21 protein-coding genes are annotated in these 19,598 nt (G+C 72.3%); 14 read left to right on the top strand and 7 right to left on the bottom strand.

What is annotated here, in order from left to right; translation table 11 throughout:
- Positions 1-111 precede the first annotated feature (111 nt).
- The gene (locus tag IE108_RS19965) at positions 112-1,014 is read right to left on the bottom strand and encodes an alpha/beta fold hydrolase (protein WP_064729202.1); all 903 of its coding nucleotides are present in this window, start codon (positions 1,012-1,014) and stop codon (positions 112-114) included.
- Between the two features lie 221 nt (positions 1,015-1,235).
- Positions 1,236-2,282, bottom strand: a complete 1,047-nt coding sequence (locus IE108_RS19960) for a helix-turn-helix transcriptional regulator (RefSeq protein ID WP_064729203.1) — start codon at positions 2,280-2,282, stop codon at positions 1,236-1,238.
- A gap of 236 nt (positions 2,283-2,518) precedes the next feature.
- Between IE108_RS19960 and IE108_RS19955 the strand changes: the two genes are divergently transcribed.
- Positions 2,519-2,935 (top strand): VOC family protein, encoded by a 417-nt coding sequence (locus IE108_RS19955; RefSeq protein ID WP_064729204.1) that lies wholly within the window; start codon positions 2,519-2,521, stop codon positions 2,933-2,935.
- Positions 2,936-2,965: 30 nt separating this feature from the next.
- Here IE108_RS19955 and IE108_RS19950 read toward each other — a convergent pair whose 3' ends face one another.
- Positions 2,966-3,355: a PLD nuclease N-terminal domain-containing protein gene (locus IE108_RS19950; protein ID WP_064729205.1), complete on the bottom strand. Its 390-nt coding sequence runs from the start codon at positions 3,353-3,355 to the stop codon at positions 2,966-2,968.
- Positions 3,356-3,442: 87 nt separating this feature from the next.
- Between IE108_RS19950 and IE108_RS19945 the strand changes: the two genes are divergently transcribed.
- The 10 genes from IE108_RS19945 to IE108_RS19905 all read left to right on the top strand — a co-directional run bounded on the left by IE108_RS19945 (position 3,443) and on the right by IE108_RS19905 (position 11,745).
- The gene (locus IE108_RS19945; protein ID WP_064729206.1) at positions 3,443-4,900 is read left to right on the top strand and encodes a menaquinone biosynthesis decarboxylase; all 1,458 of its coding nucleotides are present in this window, start codon (positions 3,443-3,445) and stop codon (positions 4,898-4,900) included.
- The gene (mqnP, locus tag IE108_RS19940) at positions 4,897-5,802 is read left to right on the top strand and encodes a menaquinone biosynthesis prenyltransferase MqnP (RefSeq protein WP_064729207.1); all 906 of its coding nucleotides are present in this window, start codon (positions 4,897-4,899) and stop codon (positions 5,800-5,802) included. Before IE108_RS19945 ends, mqnP begins: the two co-directional genes overlap by 4 nt.
- A gap of 55 nt (positions 5,803-5,857) precedes the next feature.
- A complete protein-coding gene (locus IE108_RS19935; protein WP_064729208.1) occupies positions 5,858-6,508 on the top strand; it encodes a UbiX family flavin prenyltransferase in 651 nt (216 codons plus the stop codon).
- A gap of 67 nt (positions 6,509-6,575) precedes the next feature.
- Entirely contained in the window at positions 6,576-7,031 is a 456-nt protein-coding gene (locus IE108_RS19930; protein ID WP_064729209.1) for an Lrp/AsnC family transcriptional regulator, read from the top strand.
- A 73-nt stretch (positions 7,032-7,104) separates the two neighbouring features.
- Entirely contained in the window at positions 7,105-8,268 is a 1,164-nt protein-coding gene (mqnE, locus tag IE108_RS19925) for an aminofutalosine synthase MqnE (protein ID WP_064729210.1), read from the top strand.
- 161 nt (positions 8,269-8,429) lie between these two features.
- The gene (locus IE108_RS19920; RefSeq protein WP_064729211.1) at positions 8,430-8,954 is read left to right on the top strand and encodes a GNAT family N-acetyltransferase; all 525 of its coding nucleotides are present in this window, start codon (positions 8,430-8,432) and stop codon (positions 8,952-8,954) included.
- Between the two features lie 78 nt (positions 8,955-9,032).
- On the top strand, positions 9,033-9,350 hold the full coding sequence (locus IE108_RS19915) for a DUF4229 domain-containing protein (RefSeq protein ID WP_064729212.1): 318 nt from the start codon (positions 9,033-9,035) through the stop codon (positions 9,348-9,350).
- Between the two features lie 141 nt (positions 9,351-9,491).
- Positions 9,492-9,593 (top strand): putative leader peptide, encoded by a 102-nt coding sequence (locus IE108_RS35350; RefSeq protein ID WP_309475051.1) that lies wholly within the window; start codon positions 9,492-9,494, stop codon positions 9,591-9,593.
- Between the two features lie 73 nt (positions 9,594-9,666).
- Positions 9,667-11,007: a dicarboxylate/amino acid:cation symporter gene (locus IE108_RS19910; protein WP_064729213.1), complete on the top strand. Its 1,341-nt coding sequence runs from the start codon at positions 9,667-9,669 to the stop codon at positions 11,005-11,007.
- Between the two features lie 60 nt (positions 11,008-11,067).
- Positions 11,068-11,745, top strand: coding sequence for a TetR/AcrR family transcriptional regulator (locus tag IE108_RS19905; protein WP_064731902.1), 678 nt, complete (start codon positions 11,068-11,070; stop codon positions 11,743-11,745).
- Here IE108_RS19905 and IE108_RS19900 read toward each other — a convergent pair.
- Positions 11,730-12,611 carry a MaoC family dehydratase gene (locus IE108_RS19900; RefSeq protein WP_064731901.1) on the bottom strand — a complete coding sequence of 294 codons (882 nt, stop codon included), beginning with the start codon at positions 12,609-12,611 and terminating at the stop codon, positions 11,730-11,732. The genes IE108_RS19905 and IE108_RS19900 overlap by 16 nt on opposite strands.
- Positions 12,611-13,915 carry a 3-oxoacyl-ACP reductase gene (locus IE108_RS19895; RefSeq protein WP_064729214.1) on the bottom strand — a complete coding sequence of 435 codons (1,305 nt, stop codon included), beginning with the start codon at positions 13,913-13,915 and terminating at the stop codon, positions 12,611-12,613. Before IE108_RS19895 ends, IE108_RS19900 begins: the two co-directional genes overlap by 1 nt.
- Before the next feature lie 106 nt (positions 13,916-14,021).
- Here IE108_RS19895 and IE108_RS19890 point away from each other — a divergent pair, with 106 nt between their 5' ends.
- Positions 14,022-15,308, top strand: coding sequence for an acetyl-CoA C-acetyltransferase (locus IE108_RS19890; RefSeq protein ID WP_064729215.1), 1,287 nt, complete (start codon positions 14,022-14,024; stop codon positions 15,306-15,308).
- A gap of 223 nt (positions 15,309-15,531) precedes the next feature.
- A complete protein-coding gene (locus tag IE108_RS19885; RefSeq protein WP_064729216.1) occupies positions 15,532-17,460 on the top strand; it encodes an AMP-dependent synthetase/ligase in 1,929 nt (642 codons plus the stop codon).
- 35 nt (positions 17,461-17,495) lie between these two features.
- Here IE108_RS19885 and IE108_RS19880 read toward each other — a convergent pair whose 3' ends face one another.
- On the bottom strand, positions 17,496-18,128 hold the full coding sequence (locus tag IE108_RS19880) for a class I SAM-dependent DNA methyltransferase (RefSeq protein ID WP_064729217.1): 633 nt from the start codon (positions 18,126-18,128) through the stop codon (positions 17,496-17,498).
- 112 nt (positions 18,129-18,240) lie between these two features.
- Positions 18,241-18,444 carry a cold-shock protein gene (locus IE108_RS19875; protein WP_003974443.1) on the bottom strand — a complete coding sequence of 68 codons (204 nt, stop codon included), beginning with the start codon at positions 18,442-18,444 and terminating at the stop codon, positions 18,241-18,243.
- Between the two features lie 291 nt (positions 18,445-18,735).
- Between IE108_RS19875 and IE108_RS19870 the strand changes: the two genes are divergently transcribed.
- Positions 18,736-19,584 carry a menaquinone biosynthetic enzyme MqnA/MqnD family protein gene (locus IE108_RS19870; protein WP_064729218.1) on the top strand — a complete coding sequence of 283 codons (849 nt, stop codon included), beginning with the start codon at positions 18,736-18,738 and terminating at the stop codon, positions 19,582-19,584.
- The last annotated feature ends 14 nt before the right edge of the window (positions 19,585-19,598 follow it).

Below are 19,598 nucleotides of genomic sequence, written 5' to 3'. Positions count from 1 at the left end.
GAATGCCGTCTCCCCGACCGCGCACCCGCCGTGTCGCCACGTTTCAACGAAACGGATGGCCTCTCGAACGGCGGTGCGGCCGGGTTTCGGAGCGATGGCGAGGGGCGGGGATCAGTGATCGTTCCTCGCGTGGTCCGCGGCCTTCGTGATGGCATCGAGGGCCAGGTCCGGGCGGTCGGTGTGGATGTAGTGGCCGGTGCCGGGGGCGGTGGTCAGGTGGGCGTTGCGGGAGAGGCCGAGCCATTCGCGCTGGCCTCTGGCCCACATGCGCTCCAGGGCGGGGCCGTACTGGGGGACCTCGGCGTACTGGGACTCGTGCCTGAGGATCTCGACGGGGATGCGGCCCGCGGAGCGCACCGGGCCGTCGGCGATGACGAACCGCTCCGGGTTCTGGCCCTCGTTGACCGCGAGGGCGCCCTCGCGGATCTGGGCGGGGACGCCCGTGGCGTCGGCGGGGACGGTGCGGTTCATGTCGCGGGTGAGGTGGGGGATGGTGGCGTCGAGGAGGACGAGGCCCTTGACGCGGTCGGTGTGGTGCGGGGTGTAGCGGGCGGCGACGTAGCCGCCGAGGGAGTGGCCGGCGAGGACGACGGGGCGGTCGCCGGCCAGGCGGTCGAGGACCTGGGTGAGGAGCCTGCCGGTGTCGTCCATGGTCTGGAGGGCGCCGGGGGCGGGACGGTCGCTGGCGCCCTCGCCGAGGCGGTCGTAGGAGCAGGCCCGGTGGGTCTTGCCGACCTGCTTCTGGAGGGCGGCCATGTTGCCGAGGCCCTCCCCGCCGCCGGCCATGAGCAGGACGAGGGGTTCGTCGGCGTCGCCGGCCCGGCCGGAGCAGGAGACGTTGACGGTGTGGCCGTCCACGCGGAGCTTCGCGGTGCCGGTGAAGGCCGCGCCCCGTGAGGCCGGCCCGTTGCCGGTGGTGGCCCCGGCGTGCTCCTCGTCCAGAGCGAGTCCCGCACCGGCGACGGTGCAGACCACGGCGATCGCGGCGGTGGCCTTGGCGAGGGTGCGGAACATGGGGGCCTCCAGCGGGCATGGTGGGGGTGGGGGAGGTGCGTTGGCGGGTGCGTCGGGGGGCCTGCTCGGTCGGTCCGGCTTGCCCGGCGACTGCTGAGGACTCTATGGACGCCGCCGCCCGCGATCGTCACCCCGCGGTGGACACCTGCGCGTAGCTCGCACGGGGGACGACGCCTGCGCGCCGCTCGCCACCCCCCGGCGGTGCGGGCGGGTGGGCCCGGTCAGCGGTCCCGGGTGGTGCGCCGCGCCGAGTCCGAGAGGCGGTTCGCGAACTCGGCGACCAGTTCCCGCAGTTCGTCCGGCCGCTCGACGGCGAACGGCAGGTCCAGCGAGGCGAGTACGCCGGGCAGCCAGTCCAGCCTCTCGGCCCGGATCTCGACCCGGGACCAGGACTCCTCCTCCGCCGCCACGACCGCCACGCTCCCCGGCAGCCGGGTGCGGACCTCCTCGGCCGTCCCCCGCACCCACACCGTCACCGCGTGCCGGTACGGGGCGGTCGCCAGGGACGTCAGCACGCGCTCCGCCGGGTCGGGGCCGTCCGGCGGTTCGAAGGTGCCGGGCAGGATCCGCGCCCCGGCGACGCGGTCCAGGCGGAACGTCCGGTCCGCGCCGGCCGACAGGTCCCGACCCGTCACGTACCAGCGGCCGGCGTGTGCGACGAGCCCGTACGGATACATCGTCCGCTCGCCACCAGCCGCACCAGCCGCGCCCGCATCAGCCGCGCCCGCACCACCCGCACCCGCGCCGCCCGCGCCATCCTCGCCCCGCCGCCCACCCCCGTACCGGAACGACACCGGCCGGTGACCGCGCACCGCGTCGGCGACCGTGAGCAGTACCCCGGTCTCCGGGACGGCGGCCGAGCCGGTGGGCGGGGCGGTGAAGGCGACGCTCTGCAGTACGGCGTCCAGGCGCCGCCGCAGGCGCTCCGGCAGCACCCGCCGGACCTTCGCCGACGCCGTCTCGCCCGCCGTGCCCGCCGCCGCGGTGAGCCCCGTGCGCCGCCCGGCGACCAGGCCGAGCAGCACGGCGAGGGCCTCGTCGTCGGTCAGCATGAGCGGCGGCATGCGGTGGCCGGGGGCGAGCCGGTAGCCGCCGTGGCGGCCGCGCACCGACTCCACCGGGATGTCGAGGTCGACGAGGTGGTCGACGTACCGGCGCACCGTGCGCTCCGCGACGCCGAGCCGGCCGGCGAGGTCGGCCACGGTCCGGACGCCTCCGGTCTGGAGGAGTTCCAGCAGGGTGAGCACGCGTGACACGGGACGGGACATGCCTCAGAGTCTGCCGCCGATACCGGCCGGATTCCGTCCGGTATCGCTCGTAGCGTGCGCAGGGACGGCAGACAACCGCCGCACCCACGGCCCCACTACGGCCGCACCCACGGTCCCACCACGACCGCACCCACGACCGCACCCACGGCCGCACCCACGGTCCCACCACGGCCGCCCCCACGGCCCCACCACCGGGCCACCCCACGGCCCTTCAAGCAGGAATGCGGGAGCGCACCATGAACCTCGTCTCGATCCGCGTCATCACCGACGACGTCGCCCGTCTCGTCGGCTTCTACGAGCGCGTCACCGGCGTGCGCGCCGACTGGTCCACCGAGGACTTCGCCGAGCTGCGCACCGCCTCCGGCACCCTCGCGATCGGCGGCACCCGCACCGTCGGGCTGTTCGCCCCCGGCTCCGCCCGCCCGGCGGACAACCGGAGCGTGATCATCGAGTTCCGCGTCGACGACGTGGACGCGGTGCACCGGAGGCTCACCGGCTTCGTCACGGAGTTCGTCAGGGAGCCGACGACGATGCCCTGGGGCAACCGCGCGCTCCTCTTCCGCGACCCGGACGGCAACCTGGTGAACCTCTTCACCCCCGTCGCGAGGGTGCCCGCCGGCGAGGTCGCGCAGAAACTGCAGAAGCCGGGGTGACGTCCCGGCGTCCGGCCACCCGGACGGGGGTCACGCCCCGCCGCGGCCCCCGTCCGGCCGGTCGTCCTTGTCCGCGTCCCGGTCCGCCTCGTCGTCGGCGCCGCGCCGCCCCTCGGTCTCCGACGTGGGATCGGAGGCGCTGCGACCGTCCTTGCCCAGGGACTTCAGGAAGTCCGGGTTGTCGTCCGGCGCGACCCACTGCCGGCGGCCGCCGCCCTGCCACGGCGACGCCCCCGCGGGCTGCCGCTTCTTGCCGGCGATGATCCAGGAGATGGACCCGACCAGCGGGAACACCAGGACGAGGATCGCCCACAGCGGCTTGGGCATGTGGCGGATGTCGGCGTCCTTCGTGCTGATGCAGTCGATGAACGCGTAGACGCTCAGGGCCAGCGGCACGAGGAACATCAGCACCCGGAGCATGGGCGTCTCCAGCGGAAGCGGGGGGTGGGGACGCGTCAAGGCCCCCAGGTACAGGGCCAGGGTAGCCGCTCGGGGATACTGGACGGCATGGCTTACGACGATCTTCGCTCCCTGCTGAGGGCGCTGGAGCGCGAGGGCGACCTCAAGCGCATCAAGGCCGAGGTGGACCCGTACCTGGAAGTCGGGGAGATCGTCGACCGGGTGAACAAGGCCGGCGGCCCCGCGCTCCTCTTCGAGAACGTGAAGGGCTCCGACATGCCCCTCGCGATGAACGTCTTCGGCACCGACCGCCGCCTGCTCAAGGCCCTCGGGCTGAAGTCGTACGCCGACATCTCGGAGAAGATCGGCGGCCTGCTCCGCCCCGAACTGCCCCAGGGCTTCGTCGGCATGCGCGAGGCCTTCGGCAAGCTCGGCACGATGACGCACGTGCCGCCGAAGAAGGTGAAGCAGGGCAGCGCGCCCGTCCAGGAGACCGTCCTGACCGGCGACGACGTGGACCTCGACCGACTCCCCGCCCTGTTCACCTGGCCGGACGACGGCGGCTCCTTCTTCAACCTGGGCCTGACCCACACCAAGGACCCGGAGACCGGCGTCCGCAACCTCGGGCTGTACCGGCTCCAGCGCCACGACAAGCGCACCATCGGCATGCACTGGCAGATCCACAAGGACAGCCGGAACCACTACCAGGTCGCCGCCCGGCGCGGGGAGCGCCTGCCGGTCGCCATCGCCTTCGGCTGCCCGCCCGCCGTGACGTACGCCTCCACCGCACCGCTGCCCGGCGACATCGACGAGTACCTCTTCGCCGGGTTCCTCCAGGGCAAGCGGATCGAGATGGTCGACTGCAGGACCGTTCCGCTCCAGGTCCCCGCGCAGGCCGAAGTGGTCATCGAGGGCTGGCTGGAGCCCGGCGAGATGCTGCCCGAGGGGCCCTTCGGCGACCACACGGGCTTCTACACCCCGCAGGAGCCGTTCCCCGCCCTGAAGATCGACTGCGTGACGATGCGCAAGCGCCCGCTGCTCCAGTCCATCGTCGTCGGCCGCCCGCCGACGGAGGACGGGCCGCTGGGACGGGCGACGGAGCGCTTCTTCCTCCCGCTCCTCAAGATCATCGTCCCGGACATCGTGGACTACCACCTCCCCGAGGCCGGCGGCTTCCACAACTGCGCGATCGTCTCGATCGACAAGAAGTACCCGAAGCACGCCCAGAAGGTCATGCACGCCATCTGGGGCGCCCACATGATGTCCCTGACCAAGCTGATCGTGGTCGTCGACTCCGACTGCGACGTCCACGACCTGCACGAGGTCGCCTGGCGCGCGCTCGGCAACACCGACTACGGCCGCGACCTGACCGTCGTCGAGGGCCCCGTCGACCATCTCGACCACGCCTCCTACCAGCAGTTCTGGGGCGGCAAGGCCGGTATCGACGCGACGCGGAAGCTGCCCGAGGAGGGCTACACGCGGGGCGGGGGCTGGCCGGACATGGTGCTGTCCGACCCGGAGACGGCGGCGACGGTCGACCGCCGCTGGAAGGAGTACGGACTGTGACGTCCGCATCCGCCGCGCTGCCGCGGCAGCCGGGGCGCACCAAGGCGTTCCTGCGCCTGGTGATGATCGAGCACTCGGTCTTCGCCCTGCCCTTCGCCTACATCGCCGCCCTGACCGCGATGTACGAGTGGGACGAGAACATCCACTGGGGCCGGCTGCTCCTGGTCACCGTCGCCATGGTGGGCCTGCGCACCTTCGCGATGGCGGTCAACCGGATCATCGACCGCGAGATCGACGCCCGCAATCCCCGCACCGCCCACCGCGAGCTGGTCACCGGCGCCATGTCGGTCAAGCACGCCTGGACCGGCGCGCTGATCGCCCTCGTCGTCTTCCTCGGCGCCGCGGCCCTGCTCAACCCGCTCTGCCTCGCGCTCGCGCCCATCGCCGTGATCCCGATGGTGGTCTACCCCTACGGCAAGCGGTTCACGAACTTCCCCCAGGCCATCCTCGGTCTCGCCCAGGCCATGGGCCCGATCGGCGGCTGGCTCGCCATCACCGGCAGCTGGTCCTGGGACGCCGTGATCCTCGGTCTCGCGGTCGGCATCTGGATCGGCGGCTTCGACCTGATCTACGCCTGCCAGGACGTCGAGACCGACCGCCAGGTCGGCGTGAAGTCGGTCCCCGCCCGCTTCGGCGTCCCGGCCGCGATCTGGGGCGCCCGCGCCTGCCACACGGTGACCACGGCCCTGTTCGTCTGGTACGCCCTCGCCACCGGCGCCGGGTTCTTCTTCTGGCTCGGCCTGCTCGTCGTCGCGGGCGCCTTCCTCTACGAGCACACCATCGTCCGGCCCACCGACCTGACCCGCCTCAACAGGGCGTTCTTCAGCGTCAACGGATTCATCGGCATCGCCCTGTTCGTGTGCGCCCTGCTGGATCTGCTGGTGCGGGGCCTCACGGTCTGAAAACCCTGAGCCTGCGACTAGGCTCGACACCATGAACCCAGGACAGACGCAGCGCGTGCCTTGGATCGTGGGGGTCTCCGGAGCATCGGGGACCCCGTACGCCGCCGCCGTGCTGCGCGCGCTGCTCGCCGCCGGCGAGAGCGTCGACCTGGTGGTCAGCCGGGCCTCGCGGCTCACCCTGCTCGACGAGACCGGCATCTCCTTCCGCGACGCCCACTGGCAGCACGACCTGCGGGAATGGCTCGCGCGCGGCGCCGACGGCAAGCCCGGGACGTTCGAGGCGGACGTCTCCGGCGTACGGCACTGGAGCGCGGGCGACCTCGCGGCCGGGCCGTCCTCGGGGTCGTACCCGACGAAGGGCATGCTGATCGTGCCCGCGTCGACGGCCTGCGTCGCCGGCGTCGCGCTCGGGCTGTCCAAGGACCTGCTCCAGCGCACCGCGAGCGTCACCCTCAAGGAGCGCCGCAGGCTGGTCGTGGCCGTGCGCGAGACCCCGCTGGACGGCCGGACCCTGCGCCACCTGGTGGCCCTGGACGACGCGGGCGCGAGCGTGGTCCCCGCCTCGCCCGCCTTCTACGCGGGCGCCACCCACATCCAGGACCTCGTGGACTTCGTCGCCGGGCGCGTCCTGGACGCGGCCGGGGTCGGACACGGCCTCTACCGCCGCTGGCGCGGCGATCTCGGCGGGGCACGCCCCACCACCTGAGCACCACCTCCCCCCACACCTTGGTCAACCACATCTTCAGAACTCTTCACCGGAAGGCATCGATCGCATGGACGCGGTGGACAGGCAGCTCATCCAGGCCCTGAGGGAGAACGGCCGGGCCTCCTACGCGGAGCTGGGGCGCCTCGTCGGACTGTCGGGACCCAGCGTCACCGACCGCATCAACCGCCTGGAGGCGGCCGGCGTCATCACCGGCTACCGGGCGACCGTGGACTCCGCCTCGCTCGGCCTGGGCGTCATCGCCCTGATCGGCATCTCGCTCTCCGACGCCGCCGACCACGAGGACGTGGCGCAGCGGCTCAAGGACCTCAGCGAGATCGAGGACTGCTGGTTCATCGCCGGCGACGACTCCTACATGCTCAAGGTGCGGGCCACCGACGTGGACGGCCTGGAGAGCATCATCCGCAGGCTGTCCGGCACCAAGGGCGTCTCCCGCACCCGCACCACCATCGTGCTCTCCACGAAGTGGGAGAACCGGGTGGGCGAGCTGCCGGAAGAGGTCTGACGACCAGGTCAGGCACCGCGGCCCGGCACCGGGGGCGTACGGTTTACGAGTCTGTCTCAGAAAGAGGTATCGCATGGACGCCGGGCTCAAGCGGGAGCTGGAGCAGAAGGTCCGCTCCGGGGAGCGGCTGACCCGCGAGGACGGCATCGCGCTGTACGCGTCGGACGACCTGGCCTGGCTCGGCGGCCTCGCGCACGAGGTGCGGACGCGGAAGAACGGCGACGTCGTCCACTTCAACGTCAACCGCCACCTCAACATGACCAACGTCTGCACCGCCTCCTGCGCGTACTGCTCCTTCCAGCGCAAGCCGGGGGAGAAGGACGCGTACACGATGCGCATCGAGGAGGCGGTGAAGCTCGCCAAGGCGATGGAGGGCGAGAACCTCACCGAGCTGCACATCGTCAACGGCCTGCACCCGAACCTGCCGTGGCGCTACTACCCGCGCTCGCTCAGGGAGCTGAAGGCGGCGCTGCCGGACGTCTCCCTCAAGGCGTTCACCGCCACCGAGATCCACCACTTCGAGACCATCTCCGGGATGTCCGCCTCCGACATCCTCGACGAGCTGATCGACGCCGGCCTGGAGTCCCTGACCGGCGGCGGCGCCGAGATCTTCGACTGGGAGGTGCGGCAGCACATCGTCGACCACCGCACCCACTGGGAGGACTGGTCGCGCATCCACCGCCTGGCGCACGAGAAGGGTCTGAAGACCCCGTGCACCATGCTCTACGGCCACATCGAGGAACCGCGCCACCGCGTGGACCACGTGCTGCGCCTGCGCGAACTCCAGGACGAGACCGGCGGCTTCCAGGTCTTCATCCCGCTGCGCTACCAGCACGACTTCGTCGACATGAAGGACGGCAAGGTCCGCAACCGGCTCCAGGCGCGCACGCAGATGGCGACCGGCGCGGAGGCACTCAAGACCTTCGCCGTCTCGCGTCTCCTCTTCGACAACGTCCCCCACGTCAAGGTCTTCTGGGTCATGCACGGCGTCCAGACCGCCCAACTGGCCCTCCAGCACGGCGCGGACGACATGGACGGCTCGGTGGTCGAGTACAAGATCACGCATGACGCGGACGACTTCGGCACGCCGAACAAGCTGACGCGGGAGGATCTGCTCGACCTGATCCGCGACGCGGGGTTCCGGCCGGTGGAGCGGAACACGCGGTACGAGGTCCTCCGGGAGTACGCGGGGCCCGACGCGGGCCGTCGGGAGTCGCCGCAGCCGATGCGGGTGTGACGTCGTCGGGTGACTTTCGGGTGCGGGTGCGTGGGTGGTCGCTCGCGCAGTTCCCCGCGCCCCTTGAGGGCGTGCACTGGGCGCCCCTGCAAGGGGCGCGGGGAACTGCGCGATCAGCCACAGACGACCCGCACCTGTCAGGTAATGGTTACTATTGCCCCGTGTCCCTTACCTTCACCTTCGATCCGCCCGTCACCCCCGACCTCCGCGACGGCGTGCTCGACCTGTGGACCGACGTCTCCAACGCCGGCGGTTCCGTGGGCTTCGTGCCACCGGTGACGCGGGAGGACATCCGCCCCGAACTCCTCAAACACCTCACCGGCATGGCCGAGGGCCGCACCCGCCTCCTCGTCGGGCGCGACGCGGAGGGCAGGGTCGCCGCCACCGCCTTCCTCGCCCTGAACACCCACCGGCTCATGACCCACTGGCTCTGGCTCTACACGGTGATGGTCCACCCCCGTCACCAGGGCCGGGGCTACGGCCGGGACCTGATGTCCGCCGCCGCGGCCGCGGCCCGCACCGTCGACGGCATCGAGGCGGTCCGCCTCACCTGTCGCGGCGGCCTCGGCCTGGAGCGCTTCTACGAGTCCTGCGGCTACAAGGAGGTCGGCCGGGTCCCCGGCGCGATCCGGGTGGCACCCGGCGACGACCGGGACGACGTCGTCCTGCTGCTCCCGCTCTCCTGACCCCCCTGCGGGACCCGCACCCCGGCATGCTTCACTGGACGGTGCCTCTTTGTGCCAGAAACGGAAGAGTGGATTGAGATGCTCCGGTACACGCTGATGCGCCTCGGGATCTTCGTGGCATGCCTCGTGGTCGTCTGGGGCCTCGTCTACGCCGGCGCCCTCCCGCGCGGCCTCGGCGACTCCAACGGCATGTGGGTCATCCTGCTCGCCCTGCTGATCTCCGCCCCCATCAGCTACGTCGCCCTGCGCAAGGAACGCGACCGCGCCTCCGTGCAGGTCGTCGGCCGGGTGGACCGCATGAAGGCCAACCTGGAGGCCAGCCGCGGCCAGGAGGACCTCGCCGACGACTCCGCACGCGCGCAGGAGCGGTCGCGGGCGCGGAGCCAGACCTCGTAACGTCCGTCACACACCCGCACGCCCCGGTTTCCAGATTTCACAGGAAACCGGGGCGCTTTGCGTTTTGCGGGCGATAGCGGACCCCAGCCTCTCAAAGAGAGGCTTTGAGTGTCCCAAAGCATGGGTGTTAAAGTCGTGTGCATGAAGCAAGCAGCCGCGCCCAGCACACCACCGAGCCTCGGGCTCGTGGCGCGCCTGCACGTGGACCTCTGTCGGTGCGCGTCCGCGAACTGTCGCCCCTGACGTCCTCCCCCCACCCGTCGTTCTCCACGTCAGTCCAGCGCGCCCGTCCCCGCGTCCCGTCCCCTTACGGAGCATGTCCGTGTCTTCAGAGACTTCAAAGTCTTCCGTGTCCTCGGTCACGAAGTACTTCAAGGTGCCCTTCTGGGCCCAGATACTCGCCGGCCTCGTGCTCGGCGTCCTGCTGGGCTGGCTGGCCCGCAGCCAGGACATATCCTGGCTCGTCACCACCCTGGAGAAGGTCGGTGACACCTTCATCGGCCTGCTCAAGCTGGCCGTCGCACCGCTCGTCTTCTTCGCGATCCTGGTGTCGATCACCAACCTGCGGAAGGTCAACAACGCCGCCCGCCTGGCGTCCCGCACCCTCCTCTGGTTCATGATCACCTCGCTGATCGCGGTGGCCATCGGCCTCGTCATCGGCCTCGTCACCAACCCCGGCGCCGGCACCGGCCTCACCCCGGCCGACGGCGCCAAGCCCGAGAACACCGGGTCCTGGATCGACTTCCTGACCGGCATCGTGCCGACGGACGTCATCACCCCGTTCACCGAGCTGAACGTCCTCCAGATCGTCTTCATGGCCGCCGTCGCCGGCATCGCCGCCCTCCAGCTCGGCGAGAAGGCCCAGCCGATCCTCAACCTGAGCGAGTCGATCCTCGAACTCCTCCAGAAGGCCCTGTGGTGGGTCATCCGCCTCGCCCCGCTCGGCACCGTCGGCCTCATCGGCAACGCCATCGCCACCTACGGCTGGGACCTGATCGGCAAGTACGCCACCTTCACCGCCGACATCTACGTCGGCTGCGCCATCGTGCTGTTCGTGGTCTACCCGGTGCTGCTCGCCACCGTCGCCAAGGCCAGCCCGGTCCAGTTCTTCAAGGGCGCCTGGCCCGCGATCCAGCTGGCCTTCGTCTCCCGCTCCTCGGTCGGCACCATGCCGCTCACCCAGAAGGTCACCGAGCGCCTCGGCGTCCCGAAGGAGTACGCGTCCTTCGCCGTGCCCTTCGGCGCGACCACCAAGATGGACGGCTGCGCCGCGATCTACCCGGCGATCGCCGCGATCTTCGTCGCGCAGATCTTCGACATCCAGCTCGGCATCGGCGACTACCTGCTGATCGCCTTCGTCTCGGTCGTCGGCTCCGCCGCCACGGCGGGCCTGACCGGCGCCACGGTCATGCTGACCCTGACCCTCTCCACCCTGGGCCTGCCCATGGAGGGCGTCGGCCTCCTCCTCGCCATCGACCCGATCCTGGACATGATGCGCACGGCGACGAACGTCGCGGGCCAAGCCCTCGTCCCGGTCATCGTCTCGGCCCGCGAGGGCATCCTCGACCGCACGGCCTACGACGAGGCGCACGCCTCGCCACTGGACGAGCCGGAGCGCGAGAAGCAGACCGCGGAGCCCGTCCCGGCCACCGTCTGACCCACCGGTCCGCGGCGGCGGAGTCCTGGACACCGCCCCGCGGACCGTACGCTGATGCGCATGGGTGCCGGGAAGACCAAGCGGATGCCGCGGGCGGTCCGTGAGCAGCAGATGCTGGATGCCGCCGTGCGCGTCTTCGGGCGGCGCGGCTACATGGCGGCGTCGATGGACGAGATCGCCGAACTGGCGGGTGTGTCCAAGCCGCTGGTGTACCTGTACCTGAACTCGAAGGACGACCTGTTCACCGCGTGCATCCGGCGCGAGGCCCGGGCCCTCACCGAGGCGGTCCGGGCCGGTGTGCGTCCGGGGCTGTCCGCCGACGGGCAACTCTGGTCGGGCCTGCGGGCGTTCTTCACGCACACCGCCCGGGACCCGGACGCCTGGCGGGTGCTGCACCTGCACGCGCGTACGCACGGCGAGCGCTTCGCGGCCGAGGTCGCGGCGATGCGCGAGGAGATCGTCGCCTTCGTGACCCAGCTGATCGCGGCCGCGGCGCGGGACGCGCACCGGGATCCGCACCTGCCCGAGCGCGAGGTCGCCGGGCTCGCCGAGGCGCTGGTCGGCGCCGCCGAGTCGTTGGCCGACTGGGCGGGCGCCACGGAGGGCGTCACCGCGCGGCAGGCCGCGGCCACCCTGATGAACTTCGCCTGGGCGGGCCTCGGCGACCTGATGGCGGGCCGCCCCTGGTCCGAGCCCGAGGACGCCGGACCGGAACTTCCGGCTCAGGCCGCCGGGTAGGACCCGACGGTGCCGGACAGGTGCAGCCGCCGCCCCGCGTCGCCGCGCAGCTCGAACCGGCCGCCCCCGGCCCCGTACGTCACCGCCCCCGGCAGCAGCACCGGCGCCCGGAACTCCGCGCGCACCACCGCCGCGTCCGGTGTCCCGTGCTCGGCGAGGCACCGGGCCACGGTCCACATGCCGTGCGCGATGGCCCGGGGGAAGCCGAAGAGGCGGGCGGTGAGCGGGTGCAGGTGGATGGGGTTGCGGTCCCCGGAGGCGGCACCGTAGCGCCGCCCGATGTCACCGGCGAGGCGCCATTCGCGGTGGGCGGGGAGAGGGGAGGGGGCGGCGGGATCCGCGTCCGGGGCGGGTGGTCCCTCGCGGCGCGGGCCGGTGTCGTGCCGGGCCAGGTACGTGCTGCGCGACTCCCACACCGGCTGCCCGTCGGCCAGGGCCCGCGTCACCACGGTGGCCTCGGTGCCGCGCCGGTGGGGGGCCAGGCCCTCGATCCGTGCGGTGAGTTCGTAGGCCGCGGTGGCCGGCATGGCGGCGTAGCGGGTGATGGCGATCGAGGTGTGGACGAGTCCGAGCAGCGGCAGCGGGAAGTCGCGGCCGCTCATCAGGCGCATGGCCAGCGGGAAGCCCAGGACGTGCGGGTACGTCACGGGAAGCGCGTCCTCCCCGGTCGGGAAGCCGCACACCCGCTCGTACGCCGCCAGCCGCGCGAGGTCGACGCGCAGCCCGGGCAGGACGAGCCGGGTGCGGGGGAAGTCCGCGTCCGGGCGGGGCCGCTTGAGCGGTGACAGCAGGGCGCCGCGGGCGAGCAGCGGCGGCAGGGCGGGCAGCCCGGTCAGGGTGCTGGTGGCGGGGCCGGCGGTGGTCATCACGCCCCCAGCAGGCTCTGGCCGCAGACCCGGACGACCTGGCCGTTGACCGCGCCGGATGCCGGGTGGGCGAGCCACGCGGTGGTCTCGGCGACGTCGGCGGGCAGGCCGCCCTGGGCGAGGGAGTTCATGCGCCGGCCGGCCTCGCGGATGAGGAGGGGGACGGCGGCGGTCATCCGCGTCTCGATGAACCCCGGCGCCACCGCGTTGACCGTCACCCCGTGTTCGGCCAGCGCGCGCGGCGCCAGAGCGCGGACGAGGCCGACGATGCCCGCCTTGCTCGCGCCGTAGTTGGTCTGGCCGGAGTTGCCGGCGAGCCCGGCGATGGAGGCGGTGGCGACGATCCGCCCGCCGCGGTTGACGGCGCCCGCGGCGAGCAGCGCGTCCGTGGTGCGCAGGACGCTCGCGAGGTTGACGTCGAGGACGGAACTCCAGCGTTCGGCGTCCATGTTGGCCAGGCGCCGGTCGCGGGTGACGCCGGCGTTGTGGATCAGGACGTCGATGCCGCCGGGCACCGCGGCGGCGATGCGCTCGCCGGCGTCGGCGGCCGTGATGTCGAGCGCGAGGGCGGTTCCGCCGAGGCGTTCGGCGGACCGGCGTGCCTCGTCCTCGGCCCGGGGCACGTCGAGGACGACGACCTGGGCGCCCTGTCCGGCGAGGGTTTCGGCGACGGCCGCGCCGATGCCGCGGGCGGCGCCGGTGACCAGTGCGGTGCGTCCGGCCAGCGGCAGCTCCCAGTCGTCCGGGGCGGGGGTGCCGTCGGCGGCGCCGACCTCGACGACCTGGCCGCTGACGTAGGCGGAGGCGGGGGAGAGGAGGAAGCGGAGGGTGGACTCGGCGGCGTGCGCGTCGGTGAGCCGGACCAGGTTGACGGTCCTGCCGCGCCCGATCTCCTTGCCGAGGGAGCGCGTGAAGCCCTCCAACGCCTGCTGGACGGCGGCCTGGTGGTGGTCGGCCGGGTCGGGCCGCGCGCCGAGCACCAGCACGCGCCCGCTGGTCGCGACGGACCGGACGACGGGGTGCAGGGCGGCGTGCACCCCGGCGAGCGCGTCGACGTCCCGGACGCCGGTGGCGTCGAGGACGACGGCGGCGGGGCGGCCGGCGTCCCCCGGGCCGGGGCGGGGGGTGAGGCCGGTGCGCGCGAGGACGGGGGCGAGGTCGAGGTCGGTCTTGCCGGCGGTGAGGTGCAGCAGTCCGCCGGAGAACGCGCCGCGTTCCAGCGGGGCGGGTCGCGGCAGCCCCAGCCGCCGGGTGAGGAAGCGGCCGGGCGCGGTGCCGGTGAAGCTGAGATAGCGGTCGGCCATGTCCTGTCTCCCCAAGCCCTTTGTCGTACCGGGATGTCCAGACTTGCTTACTCTGGAGTAAGGTTACCGGTGGTAAGCCTACGTCACGGGTGAGGAGCAGGTCGAGATGAGCCCTCTGGCACCGCGGCAGACGCGCCGCGTCGCGGTCATCGGCGGCACCCGCGTCCCCTTCGCCCGCTCCGACGGGCCCTACGCCACCGCATCCAACCAGGAGATGCTCACCGCGGCACTCGACGGTCTCGTCACGCGCCACGGCCTCCAGGAGCCGGGCGCCGTCGGCGAGTTCGTGGCCGGCGCGGTCCTCAAGCACAGCCGCGACTTCAACCTGGCCCGCGAGACGGTCCTCGGCTCGGCGCTCGACGCGCGCACGCCCGCGTACGACGTCCAGCAGGCCTGCGGCACCGGCCTCCAAGCCGTGATCGCCGCCGCCAACAAGATCGCCCTCGGGCAGACCGAGTCGGCGATCGCGGGCGGTGCCGACACGGCGAGCGACGCCCCGCTCGGCGTCAACGACCGCCTGCGCCGCATCCTGTTGGAGGCCCGCCGCGCGAAGTCCCTCGGCGGCCGGGCGAAGGCGCTGGCGAAGATCCGCCCCGGCCACCTGGTCCCCGACATCCCGCGCAACGCCGAGCCGCGCACCGGTCTCTCGATGGGCGAGCACGCCGCGGTCACCGCCCGGGTCTGGGGCGTCGCCCGCGAGGCCCAGGACGAACTGGCCGCGACCAGCCACCAGCGGCTGGCGGCGGCCTATGAACGCGGCCTGTTCCGGGACCTCGTGGTCCCCTTCCGAGGGCTGGCCCGCGACCAGAACCTGCGCCCGGGCTCGACGGTGGAGAAACTGGCCGCGCTGAAGCCCGTGTTCGGACTCGACGCCCCCGAACCCACGATGACGGCGGGCAACTCCACGCCCCTGACCGACGGCGCGGCCACCGTGCTGCTGGCGAGCGAGGAGTGGGCGAGCGCCCGGGGCCTGGAACCGCTGGCGTACCTGACGGCGTACGAGACGGCGGCCGTGGACTTCGTCGGCGGCGACGCGGCCGGCGGCGAGGACGGGCTCCTGATGGCCCCGGCGTACGCGGTGCCGCGCATGCTGGAGCGCGCCGGGCTCGGGATCGGGGACTTCGACCTCGTGGAGATCCACGAGGCGTTCGCGTCCCAGGTGCTGGCCACGCTGGCGGCGTGGGAGAAGCGCGGGCTCGCCCCGGTGGACCGGTCCCGGCTGAACGTGGCCGGCTCCTCCCTGGCCACCGGCCACCCCTTCGCCGCGACCGGCGCCCGCATCGTGGCGACCCTGGCCACCCTGCTCGCCGAACGCGGGGGTCCGGGTCGCGGCCTGGTCTCGGTCTGCGCGGCCGGCGGCCAGGGCGTGACGGCCATTCTGGAACGAACGTGACCTACCCTCAGGTAACCCCCGGGACTGCACACCCCCGGCGCCGGACCGACGCCGAACGCGCACCAACTCCCCACGCGGGCCCCGTACGATCCCGGGACTGACCGCCGGTAACCCCCGCTGCCCGGTACCGGCGATGAACGCCTCGGCGCGCGAGGCACGTACGTCATGCAGCAGAGCACCGACAGCAGAGCGGTCGCACCGCTGCACGTCCCAGGAGCCGCCCGTGTCCACCCCGCTTCCCTCCTTCGCCGCGTCCGCCGCCTACGCCGACTCGCCCGCCCCCACCCTGGTGGCGCCCGAGACGCGGCGGCTGGACGGCGCCGTACGGGAGGCCTACGTACCGCCGTTCGCCCCGCCGGTGCGCCACGGCTCCCTCGCCGACCTGCCCTTCGACAACGCGGCCGCCGCCGGCGACCAGGTCGTCCTCAGCCGCAGGTCGGCGGAGGGCGAGTGGTCCGACGTGACGGCGGCCGAGTTCGCCGCGCAGGTCCTCGCGGTGGCCAAGGGCATGATCGCGGAGGGCCTGATGCCGGGCGACCGCGTCGCGATCATGGCGCGGACGACGTACGAGTGGACGCTGCTCGACTTCGCCGCGTGGGCGGCCGGCCTGGTCACCATCCCCGTCTACCCGACCTCCTCCCTCTTCCAGACCCGCTGGATCCTCCAGGACTCCGGCGCCGTCACCCTCGTCACCGAGACCGGCGCGCAGGCCGCCGCCCTCGGCCCCGAACTGGACCGCATCCCCGACCTCAAGCACCTGTGGGTGATGGAGAAGGGGCACGTGGAACGGCTGGCGGAGCTGGGCGCCCGGATCCCGGACGCCGAGGTCGAGGTGCGCCGCGGCATGCTCGGCCCCACCACCCTCGCCACCCTCATCTACACCTCCGGCACCACCGGCCGCCCGAAGGGCTGCGTGCTCACCCACGGCAACTTCTTCGCCGAGGTCGACAACGCGATCGAGCTGCTCTACCCCGTCTTCAAGGCGGAGACCGGCGAGGAGCCCTCGATCCTGCTCTTCCTGCCGATGTCCCACGTCTTCGGCCGCATGGTCGCCGTGGCCTGCGTCCGCGCCCGGGTCCGCCTCGGCCACGCCCCGAGCCTGAAGGCCGATGACCTCCTGCCCGACCTCGCCGCCTTCCGCCCGACCTGCCTGCTGACCATCCCGTACATGCTGGAGAAGGTCTTCAACAGCGCCCGCGCCAAGGCCGAGTCCGGCGGCCGGGCCACCGCCTTCGACCGCGCCGCCTCGGTGGCCGTGCGCTACGGCGAGGCCAGTGAGGCCCGGCAGACCGGCACGGGCGGCGGCCCCGGCCGCGGCCTCAGGACCGCCCGCGCCTTCTACGACCCCCTCGTCTACCGCAAGATCCGCGCCGCCATGGGCGGCCGGGTCAAGTACGCCATCTGCGGCGGCTCCCCCCTCGGCCGCCGGCTCGCCGCCTTCTACGCCGGTGCCGGCATCGAGATCTTCGAGGGCTACGGCCTCACCGAGACCACCGCCGCCGCCACCGTCACGCCCCCGCTCAGCCCGCGCCTCGGCACCGTCGGCTGGCCGCTGCCCGGCACCCGGATCCGCATCGCCGCCGACGGCGAGATCCTCGTCGCCGGCGAGCAGGTCCTGCACGGCTACTGGGACCCCCAGGCCGGCGGCGTCGTCCCCGCGGCCCCCGACGGCTGGTTCGCCACCGGCGACATCGGCAGCCTGGACGACGACGGCTACCTGACGATCACCGGACGCAAGAAGGAACTGCTGATCACCGCGGGCGGCAAGAGCGTGGCCCCGGCCCCGCTGGAGAACTGGCTGCGCTCCCACCCCCTGATCTCGCAGTGCATCGTCCTCGGCGACCGCCGCCCCTACGTCTCCGCCCTCTTCACCCTCGACCCGGACGGCCTCACCCACTGGCGCCGCATGAACGGCAAGCACCCGGTGCCGCCGGAGCTGCTGACCGACGACGAGGAGGTCCTGGCGCTGCTCCAGCGCGCGGTCGACGAGGCCAACAAGCTGGTCTCCCGCCCGGAGTCCATCCGCCGCTTCGCCGTGCTGCCGAGGGACTTCACCGAGTGGGAGGGCCACCTGACCCCCTCGATGAAGCTGCGCCGGGAGGCGATCATGCGGGACTTCGCGGACGCGGTGGAGGGCCTGTACGCGACCTAGGGCCTGTCGGACAGGCCCTGGGACGCGGGGGCGGATCAGCGGCGGGCGATCAGGCAGGCCTGCGGGATCTTCGCGGAGGTGTCCTCCTCCTGTACGCGCACGGTCCGCGACAGCACGGTGAACCCGGCCCCCTCCAGCAGCTCGGCCATCGCCTCCGGCCGCCGGCGCTCGAACTCCAGGGCGACCGGACGGCCGAACGGACGGTCGAGGAGTCTCGGCTCGTCGCCGACCTGGAAGCCGAGCAGCAGGTGCCCGCCCGGCGCCAGCACGCGCGCGATCTCCCCGAAGAGGTCCGGCAGCCGCTCCCACGGCGTGTGGATCGACGAGTACCAGGAGACCGCCCCCGCGAGCGCCCCGTCGGGCAGGTCCAGCTCCAGCATGGACCCCTGCTCGAACCGCAGCCCCGGATTCTCCCGGCGCGCGATCGCGAGCATGGACGCGGACAGGTCCAGGCCGAAGACCCGCAGTCCCAGCGAGGCGAGGTGCGCGGTGACCCGGCCGGGCCCGCAGCCGAGATCGGCCACCTGTCCGTCCGGCCCCACCAGCTCGGCGAAGGCGGCCATGAGGGCGCGGTCGAGAGCGGTACCGGCGCCGGCGGCACGGTGGTGGTCGGCGTAGTCCTCGGCGATGGCGTCGTAGAAGGTCCGGGTGGTGGCGGTGTCGGTCATGGCGGGACCCTAGTGCCGCCCACCGACAGCCGCCCCGGACGCCGGACGGCCGGAAAAAGGGCAGGAGCCCCGTCGCCGGAACGGCGCGGGGCTCCTTGGGTACTGCTGTCAATCAGACAGGAGTGACGTTCTCCGCCTGCGGGCCCTTCGGACCCTGCGTGACGTCGAAGGACACCTGCTGGTTCTCCTCGAGGGAACGGAATCCCTGAGCGTTGATCGCGGAGTAGTGGACGAAGACGTCCGGGCCGCCGCCTTCCTGGGCGATGAAACCAAAGCCCTTTTCGGCGTTGAACCACTTCACGGTTCCGGTAGCCATAAGCCCTCCTTGGGCCCAAAGGGTTGCCCTGCTCCAGAACCAGCAAGTGTGAAGACGGGAATTCCGCACAACTGCATACGTCTGAGAACGACGAGAGCCCGCGGTCACATGCTCCGCAGGCTCTGTACTGCAAGGGAAACCAAACTGCAACTTGCTGTGAGCCTAGCACGCGGGCACCCCGGCGCAACAGAGGCCAAGATCACTTCACCCGGACGTTTGAACGCCTGCGCCGTTCGGCTGACGCCGGGGGTCGGCGACGGGCCGCTCGGAGGGGAGGTCTAGCCTCGCGATGTGGACAATTCTCGCACCCGGCCGCGCGTCGGCCACATCCAGTTCCTGAACTGCCTGCCCCTCTACTGGGGGCTCGCGAGAACGGGCACGCTCCTCGACTTCGAGCTGACGAAGGACACCCCGGAGAAGCTCAGCGAGCAGCTGGTGCGCGGTGATCTCGACATCGGTCCCGTCACCCTGGTCGAATTCCTGAAGAACGCCGACGACCTCGTCGCCTTCCCCGACATCGCCGTCGGCTGCGACGGGCCGGTGATGTCCTGCGTGATCGTCTCGCAGGTCCCGCTGGACCGCCTGGACGGCGCCCGGGTCGCCCTCGGCTCCACCTCGCGCACCTCCGTACGCCTCGCCCAGCTCCTGCTCGCCGAGCGCTTCGGGGTCCGGCCGGACTACTACACGTGCCCGCCCGACCTCAGCCTGATGATGCAGGAGGCCGACGCCGCCGTCCTCATCGGCGACGCCGCCCTGCGCGCCAACATGATCGACGGCCCGCGCTACGGCCTCGACGTGCACGACCTCGGCGCGCTCTGGAAGGAGTGGACCGGCCTGCCGTTCGTCTTCGCGGTCTGGGCGGCCCGCCGGGAGTACGCCGAGCGGGAGCCGGTGCTCACCCGCAAGGTGCACGAGGCCTTCCTCGCCTCCCGCAACCTCTCCCTGGAGGAGGTCGACAAGGTCGCCGAGCAGGCCGCCCGCTGGGAGGCCTTCGACGAGGAGACCCTGGCCAAGTACTTCACCACCCTCGACTTCCGCTTCGGCGCCCCGCAGCTGGAGGCGGTCACCGAGTTCGCCCGCCGGGTCGGCCCCACCACGGGCTTCCCGGCGGACGTGCGGGTGGATCTGCTGACGCCCTGATCCGACCCGGACAC

The organism is Streptomyces parvulus (assembly GCF_014648855.1).
Classification (GTDB): Bacteria; Actinomycetota; Actinomycetes; order Streptomycetales; family Streptomycetaceae; genus Streptomyces; species Streptomyces parvulus.
Note: the sequence above shows the minus strand (reverse complement) of the source record. Positions and strands in the feature narration are given on the sequence as shown.